This window comes from Glutamicibacter bergerei, assembly GCF_054495185.1.
Window position 1 is genome coordinate 870,119 of the sequence record NZ_CM137131.1, and the last position, 11,767, is coordinate 881,885.

The window sequence follows — 11,767 nt, forward strand, 5'->3', positions numbered from 1 at the left end:
GGAGCACATGTCTAACTACACCGATGAACTAGTCGACTTTGATGTGGCACTGGAAAAGTATGATCCGGTGCTCGGCTTTGAGGTCCACGTAGAGCTCAATACCAAAACCAAGATGTTCTCGGACGCCCCGAATGCCTTCGGCGACGCCCCGAACACCAACGTCACCCCGGTAGACCTGGGTCTGCCAGGCGTGCTGCCGGTGGTCAATAAGACCGCGGTGGAGTACTCCATCCTGATCGGCCTGGCACTGAACTGCAAGATCGCCGAGCGCTGCGGTTTCGCCCGGAAGAACTACTTCTACCCGGACACCCCGAAGAACTTCCAGACCTCCCAGTATGACGATCCGATCGCGTACGACGGCTGGATCGACATCGAACTGGAAGACGGAGAGATCTTCCGTGTGGAGATTGAACGCGCTCACATGGAGGAAGACGCCGGAAAGCTAACCCACATGGGTGGATCCACCGGACGTATCCAGGGTGCGGACTACTCGCTGGTTGATTACAACCGTTCAGGTGTGCCGCTGGTTGAAATCGTCACCAAGACCATCGAGGGCGCCGGCAAGCGGGCGCCGGAGCTGGCCAAGGCCTACGTGGCCGCCATCCGTGAAATCGTGAAGAACCTCGGGGTATCGGATGCGAAAATGGAGCGCGGCAACGTGCGTTGCGACGCCAACGTTTCGCTGATGCTCAAGGGAGCGGACAAGTTCGGTACCCGTACCGAAACCAAGAACGTAAACTCGTTGCGTGCCGTGGAGCACGCGGTGCACTTCGAAATTGAACGCCACGCAGCGGTGCTCGATTCCGGAGCGAAGATCGTTCAGGAAACCCGTCACTGGCACGAAGACACTCGCAGCACCACCTCGGGCCGTCCGAAGTCGGATGCCGATGACTACCGTTACTTCCCGGAGCCGGACCTGGTGCCAATCGTCACCACTGCCGAATGGGTTGAGGAACTGCGTTCGCGTCTGCCCGAGCCGCCGGCAGATCGCCGCAAGCGACTGAAGGCCGACTGGGGTTATGCGGACAAGGAATTCCGCGACGTGGTCAACGCGGGCGTGCTCGACGAGATCGAGGCAACCATTGCCGCCGGTACCAGTGCCGCGGTAGCCCGCAAGTGGTGGATGGGCGAGATCGCCCGTCTGGCCAAGGCTGCGGACAAGGAAATTGCGGATCTGGGGGTCACCCCGGCAACCATCGTTGAGCTGAATTCGCTGATCACCTCGAAGAAGATCAATGACAAGATCGCCCGCCAGGTGCTGGAATTTGTGGTTGATGGCGAAGGAACTCCAAACGAGATCGTTGAGAAGCGCAGCCTAGCTGTGGTCAACGACGATGATGCGTTGGGCAAGGCCGTGGATGAAGCTATGGCCGCCATGCCGGACGTGGTCGAGAAGATCAAGGGCGGCAAGATGCAGGCCATCGGCGCCCTGATGGGACCGGTTATGAAAGCCACCCGCGGTCAGGCCGATGCCGGTCGCGTGCGCGAAATCGTGATCGAGAAGTTGGGTCTGTAAGACTCATCCTTCGGTACTAAAACAGCGAACCCCGAATTCCTTTCAAAGGAATTCGGGGTTCGCTGTTTTTCTTCATAAGCCACGATGTTCCGGTGATCGCTCGCGGGCGTTGCCAGAGTTCGGAAGTAATACTCGGATCAGTCTGGCCATCGCCGCCTCTGCGGGCGGTTTCGTGTGGCGGCGCTCGCCAGACGGTGCCGTTTTTTAGAATGGTGAATCTTATAGCGTGGGCGGGAGCGGTGGGATAGTGGAGAAGAGCTTCGAAGTTCAACTCGCTGGCACCCGCGTTGCCGGAGCCGGCCCAGATCAACATTTGACCTCAGGATGCGGCCAACGCGCGCGACACGCGATTGACGTTACGGGATTTAGTTTTTGCCGGAGCGTGGGTCCGGGGAATGGTCTTCACCGCGGGCTAGGGAGTGTTCGGAAATGAGCGAACCAATGAGCAGGGTGCCTGCGGCGCATATTCCGGGCACATAGGATGCAAAGCCGGAAGCGCCGCTAAGTAGCCAATGAGTTACGGCAAAAACCGCAAATGCCAAAGCGAGGCAGAGGAGCAGGGATCCCCATTTAGTTTTTTCGCTCACGCCATCGTCTGGTTCCGATTCGTTTTTAGCCTTTTCTTCCAAGCCAAACCAAGCAAGCATGCGACTCACGAAGCCCTTCTGTGCATGTCAGGTAATTCAATCCAAGTTCAAACTGACTGGTTCCTATTAGAACTACCATCTTCACAGTACGTTGCTTTGGCGGCCACGGCTATCGTCAATTTGGATGATTAACATCCCTTTGAGTGTTCGGTGAAGGGGGTTATTTCTCGGAATTATGCAGCCAGTGGCCTTAAGCTCCAGTGTTCGAGCACGCGTTCTAGGGGGCTTTGTACTGTTTCTGAAAAACGAAAAAGAGAACCCGCCAATCGACGAAGGAAATAGGCCTCCCTTCACGACGCTAATACTATGCCGGACAGCAAATCCTAAATTTCCTATTCACACAACGCGAAAATCAGTCACTTGCCTAGGCCTATGCCGAGCTGCCAAGCCAAACTGAAGACAGAAACGCGGTACTAGTCATGAGGTCCGCATCTAGAACTCGAGCGCACTGAACGAAAACCGCAAGGTAGCGGAAAGCACGATTGTCCCGCACGTTGTTTCCACGCACGCTATTACCGAACAGATGACACGGATGATTTTGCCGCGAAAAGTGGATGAAAAATCTCCCAGATCTAGTCTCGGATTCTCGTACCGAGCGGAATGCGCGCGATCGCTTTGGCGGGATTGATTTAGCATGGAGCAATGACCTTCCAAGAAATGGCCGTTTCGGCAAAACCTGCGGCGGAAGTGTCTATTGATCGGGCGTTGGTGCGCGAATTGATCTGCGCGCAAGCGAGTCAGTGGTCCGGAAGAACTCTGACTTATCTGGCTACCGGGTGGGACAACGAGGTTTACCGTTTGGGTGATGATTTACTGGTGCGACTGCCTCGTCGTGCACTCGCCGAGAAGATCGGGCACAAGGAGCGGAAATGGTTGCCTCGCCTGTCGTCCGACAGCGGCTTGGATGTGGGGGCTCCGGTATTCATCGGGGAGCCGTCAGCGGACTACCCGTTCACCTTTTCGATCTGCCGTTACGTCCCTGGCATCAGCGCGGCGACGCTGGGGCGAAGGCAACGTGATGCCTATGCGCCGGCTTTTACCGACTATTTGTCGGTGGTGCATGGCCCTGCCCCCGAAGATGCGCCACGCAGTGAATTCAGAGGCTGCGAATTGCAAGTAGTGGATCAACGCACCAGAGAGCAGATCTCCCAGCTTCCAACGACGTACCGACGCGGTGCGCAATTCATCTGGGAACAGTCATTAGAAGCTGATGCCTACGGCGGGCCGCCACGCTGGCTCCACGGCGATCCGCATCCGCACAATACGATTGTGACCACCGGTGGTGGCAAGGCTGAACTGTCCGCATTGGTGGATTTTGGAGACCTCTGCGCCGGAGATCCCGCTTCGGATCTGGGAATGCTGTGGATGCACTTTACCGAGCCGGTGCGTGATCAAGAGTTGCGTCGGTACGCTGCAGATCGCGGGACAGCAATGTGGCTGCGGGCGCGTGGTTGGGCACTGCGCTACGCCATGCTCACCGCGCCGCTGGGCACCGCCGACCCCTTGGGACGAATCGGCTTGGATACCCTGAATATGCTGCTGAAGAGGTGAGTGTGCCGGAGCGGCTGATCCGGATCTTAGATGTTGATGCCAAAACGGCCGTTTCCGGAGGCACCACGGATCGTCCCTGCCGGGGGTTTTCTGGGGCGCTAATTCGACGAGACTAGCGCGGGGAGTTCGCCCATGCTGGTGAAAATGTGGCTGGCACCCGCGGCGGTCAGCGCCTGAGGGCTGGTGCTGGTCGGGCCGCCCGAGCAATATCCGTACACGGTGGCCCCGGCGGCGACACCTGCGGTGACTCCGGTGGCGGTATCTTCGATTACCAGCGCCTGACGCGGATCGACCCCGAGCGCAGCTGCAGCCGCCAGATAGACATCCGGTGCCGGTTTACTGCGCGGGTATTCCATGCCGCTGAACACCCGGTCGCCGAAAAACGGTGCCAGCCCGGTGAGCGAGAGCTGCATTTCCACCTTGCCGCGATCGGCCCCGGTGGCGCAGGCGATCTTGTTGCCGTAGCTCCCGGAAATTTGCGCGACTGCTTCCAGGGCGCCGGGAATGGGCTGCAGGTTCGCGCGCAGCGCCTCGTCGCGTCGTGTCCGGAACCGGGAGATCCAGGCGTCGTCGATGCGGAATCCGGTGTGGGCGAGAATTGGCTGCCATTGATCTTTCAATGCCTTGCCGATGAAAATCTGGATGCATTCTTCCTGGCTGAGATTCCATCCAAGCTCGATCAGCATCTGGCGCAGCACCGCGTTAGTGAGGGATTCGGAGTCCACCAGGACCCCGTCGCAGTCAAAGAGCAGAGCGGAGAATTTTGGGTTCATCGGTGGTTCCTTTTTGAATCCGAATGCGAAGGCTAGGAGACGGGGAGCTGATGCAGGGTCCGGGCCAGCGGGGCCAGCTCGGGTAGTTTCTCGGCATCGTTGAGCACTCGTTCCAGCGTTTCATCGTGAATCGGTTTGGCCCTCAGGTACAGCTCCTGGCCAGCTTCGGTCAGTTCGGTGTAAATGCCGCGCCGGTCATCGGCGCACAGCACGCGCGAGAGCAGGTGCCGGTCCTCCAGACGGGTGACCAGCCTGGTGGTGGCGCTCGGGCTTAATGCGGTGGCTCGGGCTAACTGCGCCATGCGCATATGCCATCCGTCTTGCCGGTTCAGCGCGTCCAGCAGTGTGAACTCGACCACGGAAAGGCCGGCGTGAGCGGTGAGATCCTTTTCCAGTGCGGCCTCGATTATTCCGTGCAATGCCGCCAAAGTGCGCCATCCGCGTGAGCGGATTTCAACGGCGTCATCTGCGATTCCCATAACAACTCCCATATTTGTTGCTTGCGCTCATTACTTGCGTGTGCAACTATTATATTCATCGACGCAATAACAAGCGTCTGCAACTAATTTCTTCCAGCTTATCAGGAGTAACGTCATGCCGCTCGGACTTATTGCGTTGGCCCTCGGTGCCTTCGGCATCGGGCTCACCGAATTTGTGATCATGGGCCTGCTTCCGGAGGTGGCTGCGGACTTCGCCGTCAGCGAGGCAGCCGCCGGCTGGCTGATCTCCGGCTACGCGCTCAGCGTGGTGGTCGGTGCGCTCGGACTAACTGCAGCTACCGTGCGATTGCCGCGCAAACCCGTGCTGGCCGGCCTGCTGCTGCTGTTCATCATCGGTAATACGCTCACGGCCGTCGCCGCGACCTACGAGGTCGCCATGCTTGGCCGCGTCATCGCCGCCCTGTGCCATGGCGCCTTCTTCGGCATCGGGTCCGTGGTCGCCGCCGATCTGGTTCCCGCCAATAAGAAGGCGGGTGCTATTGCCATCATGTTCACCGGACTCACCGCAGCCAACGTACTGGGCGTGCCTTTTGGCACTTTCCTAGGCCAGCAGGCAGGGTGGCGTTCCACCTTCTGGGCGATCTCAGGCATCGGCGTGATCGCGCTGATCGGCATCCTGGCGCTGGTACCGGTACTTAAGCAGGCGGCTGAGGCAATCTCGCTGCGCAGCGAGCTGGGAGCCTTCAAATCCCGGCAGGTCTGGCTGTCGCTGGGTGTGACGGTGCTCGGTTACGGCGGCATGTTTGGTGCCTTCACTTATATCGCTTACACCCTGACCGAAGTCTCCGGATTTAATTCCCATACCGTGCCGTGGCTGCTGGTCCTCTTCGGTGCCGGTCTGTTCGCCGGCAACTGGCTAGGTGGACGCATGGCCGACAAGAACATCGACCGCACCCTGCTGATCTTCATTGGCGCATTGCTCGTGGTCCTCATTGCCTTCGGCGCGCTGGCTACCAGTCAGGTGGCCACCATCGTGGCGTTGTTCCTCATGGGTGGTTTTGGCTTCGGTACCGTGCCTGGCCTGCAAAGCCGCATCATGCGCTACGCAGGCTCAGCACCCACCTTGGCCTCCGGCGCAAACATCGGCGCCTTTAATGTCGGCAACGCCCTGGGTGCCTGGGCCGGCGGCATGGGCATCGCCGCGGGACTGGGCTATACCTCGCCAATCTGGATTGGCGCCGCGATCACCGTCGCCGCGCTGCTGCTGATGCTGTTGGCCATGAACCTGGCCAAGAAGGCCCCGGTCGTGGCGGAACTGACCCCGGCTAACTGAACCCCCAATTTTCACTGATCCACCACACAATTTAAGGAGTTAGAAATGACGACAGTTATTCCCGCCGTTACCCTGAATAACGGCGTGCAGATGCCGCAGATCGGCTTCGGTGTCTTCCAGGTTCCGAACGAAGAAACCACCACCGCCGTGGCCGCCGCACTGAAGGCCGGCTACCGCAGTATTGACACCGCAGCGATCTACGGTAACGAAGAAGGCGTGGGCAAGGCGTTGGCCGAGTCCGGCATTAACCGTGAGGAACTGTTCATCACGTCCAAGATCTGGATCTCGGACATGGGCTACGAGCAGACCTTAAAAGCATTTGACGAGAGCCTGCAGCGCCTGGGCCTGGATTACCTGGACTTGTTCCTGATCCACTGGCCGGCTCCGGAGAAGGAACTGTATGTGGAGACCTGGAAGGCGCTGGAGAAGCTGTATGCCGAGAAGAAGATCCGCGCTATCGGCGTCTCTAATTTCCAGCCGACTCACCTGCAGAAGCTGATTGATGCCACGGATGTTGTTCCTGCGGTCAACCAGGTTGAGCTGCATCCTGCCTTGCAGAATGCTGAAGTCAGCGCCGCCAATGCCGGGCATGGCATTGCCACCGAGGCGTGGAGCCCGCTGGCCCAGGGGGCGCTGCTGAACGACGCATCGATCCTGGCGATCGGCGAAGCGCACCAGGTCACCGCCGCGCAGGTAATTCTGCGCTGGCACCTGCAGCGGGGCCGGGTGATCATCCCGAAGTCGGTCACCGAATCGCGCATCGTGCAGAACCTGGATCTGTTCGGCTTCGAGCTGTCCGCCGAAGAACTAGCCGCGATTGACGCGCTGGATCGCGGCGGCCGCACCGGCCCGGATCCTGACAGCTTCAACGGCTGATCTGCAGCATTCGCAAGCACCGCCCGTCCTCTGGTTTGAGGGCGGGCGGTGCTGTATCTAGAACCTTTCGCCGGTAGGCTCGGCGGACTCAGGGCCCGCCGAGCCTACCGGCGATATGAAGTAGATGATCGGCTCGATGATCCTGCCAGCTTCCACGGTCAGCGCATCGACCAGCACCATGTTCAAGCGTGCTTGCTGTGCGCGGGCATTAGCTGAGCATCAGACGTCGCACGGTACTGCGTATAGCCTCGATCACCTCGTTGACCGGTGCACGGTGCAGATGTTCGGCGCGCAGCAGCAGGTCGATTTGTCGTCCGGAGTTCAGCCCTTTAATGGGTCGTAAAGTCACCGACTCGTCCAGCGATTTGCGCGCCGTATATCGCGGAAGGATTCCTAGGCAGCTACTGGCCTGCACTAGCGCACCGGCGGTGGCATAGTCGTTGACTCGATGCTCAACCACCGGTGCGCTGCCGGCCAGAGCGGCAATAGTTTCCAGCACATCGGCGGGGGAGTAGCCCGCACGGGAGACCACCCAGCGTTCGCCGATCAGCTGTTGCGGGGTCAATTCCTCGAAGGCTGCCAGCGGGTGCTCCCGGTGAATCGCGATGTCCAGTGGTTCGAAGGCCAAGGGGATGACGGTGATCTGGTTTTCAGGCCACGGAGCGGTATGCGGCATGCGGTGGGCGAGGACCAGATCGTAGGCGGAGGTCAATGCCGGAAAGTCCTGCTGGGATACGTCTTCATCCGAGAACCGCAGCGGGGGTAGGCTGCCTTGCGGGTAGGCCAGCAACGGAGCGAAGAGCGTCTGCCCGATAGAGTGGAACCCGGCGATGCGAACGGGGGCATCGCGGTCCTGATCCTGGGTGCGGATTTTTGCTGAAACCTCAGCCAACGTTGAGGCGACCGACGCGGCAGCTGATGCCAATAATTTACCCTCTGCCGTTAACACCAACCTGCGTCCATCCTTTTGAGTCAGCGGAGTCGGGAAGCCGCGTTGCAACTGCGCGAGGTGTTGGGACACCGCCGAAGGCGAGACGTAGAGGGCCTTGGCCACGGCGTTGACGCTACCTAAGTCCGCTAGCTCGCGAAGAATTCGCAACTGATGTAATTCCATGAAGTAAATACTAAATCGTTAGATCAGGAAATCGAAGTTCTTCTAAGGTTTTATCCCGCGGTGTTGGGTGCGACACTTGAAGCAACGCCAAGTCTGTCGTGCGCACCTCGGTGCCCGATCTCAAAGGAACCAGCATGAAAGCTCTATATAAGTCCGGCCCACACGCCGGACTGGAACTCGTTGACCGGCCTGAGCCAGAGACCGGAGCCCATGACGTGAAAATCCGCGTCATGACCGCTGGCATCTGCGGCACCGACCTGCATATTGAAGCCTATGATGAGGCCGCGCAGGCCATGATCAACACACCGCTGGTCCCGGGGCACGAGTTTTACGGCGAAGTCGTGGAGGTTGGATCCTTCGCACACGGCGTTAAAGTCGGAGACCGCGTTTCCGGCGAGGGCCACGTGGTCTGCGGTATCTGCAGAAATTGCCGCGCCGGACGCCCGCACATGTGCATCAACGTCAATTCCGTTGGCGTGCAGCGCGATGGCGCGTTCGCCGAATACGTGGTAATTCCGGCAAGCAATGTGTACATTCACCGCGACGAGCGCATCACCCCGCTGCTCGGCGCAATTTTTGATCCGTTCGGCAATGCGGTACACACCGCGCTGCAGTTCCCCATGGTCGGCGAGGATGTCCTGATCACCGGAGCGGGACCCATCGGTTTGATGGCGGCAGCGGTAGCCCGCCATGCCGGAGCGCGCAACATCGCCATCACCGACGTCTCCGAGCAACGCCTGGAACTGGCCCGCAGCATGGGCGTAAACCTCGCCATCAACGTTTCTAAGCAGCGCGTCGCCGACGCTCAGAAGGAACTGGGCATGCGCGAAGGTTTCGACTTCGGCATGGAAATGTCGGGGCACAAGACCGCATTGCCAGAAATGATCGAAAACATGAACCACGGCGGCAAGATCAGCATGCTGGGACTTCCCAGCGAATCGATCGACATCAACTGGGGCAAGGTTGTCACCCACATGCTCACCTTGAAGGGGATCTATGGGCGCGAAATGTTTGAAACTTGGTACGCCATGAGCGCCATGCTCACCACCTCGGACGTTTTGCGCGAACGCGTAGCTTCGGTAGTTACCGACTTCATCCCTGCCACCGAATGGCAGGACGGATTCACCGCCGCACGCGGTGGGCACGGCGGCAAGGTTGTTTTGGACTGGACAGTTTTCTAGGAGATATGACATGTACACAGATATGAAAGACCAGCTGTCCGCGGAACTGGAACAGCTCAAAGAAGCAGGACTTTTTAAAGCAGAACGCCACATCGACTCGGCGCAGTCGGCCTCGATCATGGCTGGTTCCCTGGGCAGTGAATCGCGTAAGGTACTGAACTTCTGCGCGAACAACTACCTCGGTTTGGCAGATGACGCGCGCATCATTGACGCGGCGAAAAACGCCATGGACGAACGTGGCTTCGGCATGGCCTCGGTCCGATTCATCTGCGGTACCCAGGATTTGCACCTGGAATTGGAAGCCAAGCTCTCCGAGTTCCTGGGCACCGAGGACACCATCTTGTTCTCCAGCTGCTTCGATGCCAATGGCGGAGTTTTTGAATCCTTGTTCGGCAAGGAAGATGCGATCATCTCCGATGCGCTGAACCACGCATCGATCATCGATGGCATTCGTTTGTCCAAGGCAGCACGTTTCCGCTATGCCAACCAGGATATGGCGGATCTGGAAACTCAGCTGCAGGCCGCCGCGCAGCTAAATGATGGGGCAGGTGCACGCCGCACCATCATCGTCACCGACGGTGTGTTCTCCATGGACGGCTTCTTGGCTCCCCTGGAAGCCATCTGCGATCTGGCTGACAAGTATGGCGCATTGGTCATGGTGGATGATTCTCACGCGGTGGGCTTCATGGGAGCCACCGGCGCCGGAACTCCGGAACACGCAGGGGTCTCTGACCGTGTAGATATCTACACCGGCACCTTCGGCAAGGCATTAGGCGGAGCCTCGGGCGGTTACGTTTCCGGCCGTGGCGAGATCGTGGCGATGCTTCGCCAGAAAGCCCGCCCCTACCTGTTCTCCAACTCACTTGCTCCGTCCATCGTGGCTGCCACGCTGACCGCACTGGACCTGGTGGAAGGTTCAGGTGATCTGCGCGAGAAGCTCTTCGAAAACGCGGCGCACTTCCGCCGCCGGATGACCGAGGAAGGTTTTGATCTGCTTGACGGCGAGCACGCCATCATTCCGGTGATGTTCGGCGATGCGGTCAAGGCCGCAGAAGTTGCAGGCAAGATGCTGGAGCAGGGCGTCTTCGTGACCGCCTTCAGCTTCCCTGTGGTGCCAAAGGGTGCCGCGCGTATCCGAGTCCAGCTTTCTGCTGCGCATTCGGCTGAGGATATCGAAGCCTGCGTGCAGGCATTCGTAGCCAGCCGGTAGCCGGCATTTGCACAGCTGTTGACAGTGCGCCCGTTCACTGACGTGTTTCAATAGAAGCTACGTAACTGCATGTTGAAGCGGAGGACAAATGGCTACAAGGGACGATGTTGCACGCCTTGCCGGCGTATCTCCCAGTACCGTTTCCTACGTGATCAGTGGACGGCGCACCATCTCAGATGCGACCAAGGCCAGGGTCTTGGCCGCCATGCGGGACTTGAATTACACCCCGAACGCTTTTGCTCAGGGGCTGGCGGGCGCACGTCGCGGCATCCTTGCATTGCATTTTCCAACCAGTGTTGACGGCTACTCATCCACTGAGTTCGAGTATGTCACTGCGGCCATGGAGCGGGCTCGTGCCCTGGGCTATCACATGCTGCTCTGGTCCAACCCGATGACCGACGTCATGGGCATGGAAAGCCTTGTTGCGCAGAAATTAGTGGCCGGAGTGCTGCTCATGGAGGTTTCAATTTCTGATCCGCGCTTTGATGTTCTGCGTCGCGCCAAAATTCCTTTCGCTTCCATTGGCCGGCCCGATGACAGCGATGACGTGATTTATGTTGACAATGATTTCGCTGAAGCAGGACGCCTAGCAATAGAGCATCTGGCCGAATTGGGTCACCGATCCATCATGTACATCAATGTTTCGCAACAAGATCAGGCCGCTGGCAATGGCCCGGCAATCCGTACCGCACGAGCCATCACCGAATCAGCGCAGGCACAGAATATGTCAATTGTTGAGATGCCCGTGGAGAATAACGCCCGCGGTGGCCGGCAAGCCTTGGACGGCTACCTGAAATTCAACCCGCGCCCGAGTGCGGTGGTAGGACTCAAAGAGTTCGCCACTGCTGGTTTCCTGAATGCTGCAGGAATGGCTGGCTTGTCGATTCCAGCGGACGTCTCGGTTGTCGCTTTGGGAATCGGTGACCGTTCGGCAGAAATGGTTTCGCCTGCGCTGACCACGGTGGCACCTTCCGGTGAAGTTATTGCCCACACCGCGGTTGACGCGCTGGTGGAACAAATCGAAGGCCGATCCAGCGACGTCATTCAACAGCTCGTCACTCCCGTCATGGTGATCAGGGAAAGTTCTGGAATAGCTCCCGTTTAGCCCCCTCTTGAGGATTTTCTC

At 59.0% G+C, this 11,767-nt stretch carries 11 protein-coding genes; 7 read left to right on the forward strand and 4 right to left on the reverse strand.

What is annotated here, in order from left to right; translation table 11 throughout:
- Positions 1-7 precede the first annotated feature (7 nt).
- Positions 8-1,516 carry an Asp-tRNA(Asn)/Glu-tRNA(Gln) amidotransferase subunit GatB gene (gatB, locus tag ACX5K5_RS04040; protein ID WP_096256693.1) on the forward strand — a complete coding sequence of 503 codons (1,509 nt, stop codon included), beginning with the start codon at positions 8-10 and terminating at the stop codon, positions 1,514-1,516.
- Positions 1,517-1,881: 365 nt separating this feature from the next.
- On the opposite strand, the gene ACX5K5_RS04045 is transcribed toward gatB, so the two are convergent.
- On the reverse strand, positions 1,882-2,172 hold the full coding sequence (locus tag ACX5K5_RS04045; protein ID WP_459175063.1) for a hypothetical protein: 291 nt from the start codon (positions 2,170-2,172) through the stop codon (positions 1,882-1,884).
- Between the two features lie 633 nt (positions 2,173-2,805).
- Between ACX5K5_RS04045 and ACX5K5_RS04050 the strand changes: the two genes are divergently transcribed.
- Positions 2,806-3,714, forward strand: coding sequence for an aminoglycoside phosphotransferase family protein (locus ACX5K5_RS04050; RefSeq protein WP_096256696.1), 909 nt, complete (start codon positions 2,806-2,808; stop codon positions 3,712-3,714).
- Between the two features lie 98 nt (positions 3,715-3,812).
- Here the strand turns inward: ACX5K5_RS04050 and ACX5K5_RS04055 are convergent, their stop codons facing one another.
- Together ACX5K5_RS04055 and ACX5K5_RS04060 are read right to left on the reverse strand one after the other, a co-directional pair.
- Positions 3,813-4,487, reverse strand: coding sequence for an HAD family hydrolase (locus ACX5K5_RS04055; protein ID WP_188684474.1), 675 nt, complete (start codon positions 4,485-4,487; stop codon positions 3,813-3,815).
- Positions 4,488-4,519: 32 nt separating this feature from the next.
- Positions 4,520-4,966 carry a MarR family winged helix-turn-helix transcriptional regulator gene (locus ACX5K5_RS04060; RefSeq protein WP_096256698.1) on the reverse strand — a complete coding sequence of 149 codons (447 nt, stop codon included), beginning with the start codon at positions 4,964-4,966 and terminating at the stop codon, positions 4,520-4,522.
- Positions 4,967-5,081: 115 nt separating this feature from the next.
- On the opposite strand from ACX5K5_RS04060, the gene ACX5K5_RS04065 reads away from it, so the two are divergent.
- Both ACX5K5_RS04065 and ACX5K5_RS04070 read left to right on the forward strand, forming a co-directional pair.
- The gene (locus ACX5K5_RS04065) at positions 5,082-6,260 is read left to right on the forward strand and encodes an MFS transporter (RefSeq protein ID WP_459175064.1); all 1,179 of its coding nucleotides are present in this window, start codon (positions 5,082-5,084) and stop codon (positions 6,258-6,260) included.
- Positions 6,261-6,305: 45 nt separating this feature from the next.
- The gene (locus ACX5K5_RS04070) at positions 6,306-7,136 is read left to right on the forward strand and encodes an aldo/keto reductase (protein ID WP_346059702.1); all 831 of its coding nucleotides are present in this window, start codon (positions 6,306-6,308) and stop codon (positions 7,134-7,136) included.
- A 208-nt stretch (positions 7,137-7,344) separates the two neighbouring features.
- Here the strand turns inward: ACX5K5_RS04070 and ACX5K5_RS04075 are convergent, their stop codons facing one another.
- A complete protein-coding gene (locus ACX5K5_RS04075) occupies positions 7,345-8,250 on the reverse strand; it encodes a LysR family transcriptional regulator (RefSeq protein WP_096256700.1) in 906 nt (301 codons plus the stop codon).
- Between the two features lie 134 nt (positions 8,251-8,384).
- Between ACX5K5_RS04075 and tdh the strand changes: the two genes are divergently transcribed.
- The 3 genes from tdh (at position 8,385) to ACX5K5_RS04090 (ending at position 11,746) form a co-directional block, all read left to right on the forward strand.
- The gene (gene tdh / locus ACX5K5_RS04080) at positions 8,385-9,431 is read left to right on the forward strand and encodes an L-threonine 3-dehydrogenase (protein WP_096256701.1); all 1,047 of its coding nucleotides are present in this window, start codon (positions 8,385-8,387) and stop codon (positions 9,429-9,431) included.
- Positions 9,432-9,441: 10 nt separating this feature from the next.
- On the forward strand, positions 9,442-10,641 hold the full coding sequence (locus tag ACX5K5_RS04085) for a glycine C-acetyltransferase (RefSeq protein ID WP_459175065.1): 1,200 nt from the start codon (positions 9,442-9,444) through the stop codon (positions 10,639-10,641).
- Positions 10,642-10,729: 88 nt separating this feature from the next.
- Positions 10,730-11,746: a LacI family DNA-binding transcriptional regulator gene (locus ACX5K5_RS04090; RefSeq protein ID WP_459175066.1), complete on the forward strand. Its 1,017-nt coding sequence runs from the start codon at positions 10,730-10,732 to the stop codon at positions 11,744-11,746.
- Positions 11,747-11,767 lie beyond the last annotated feature (21 nt).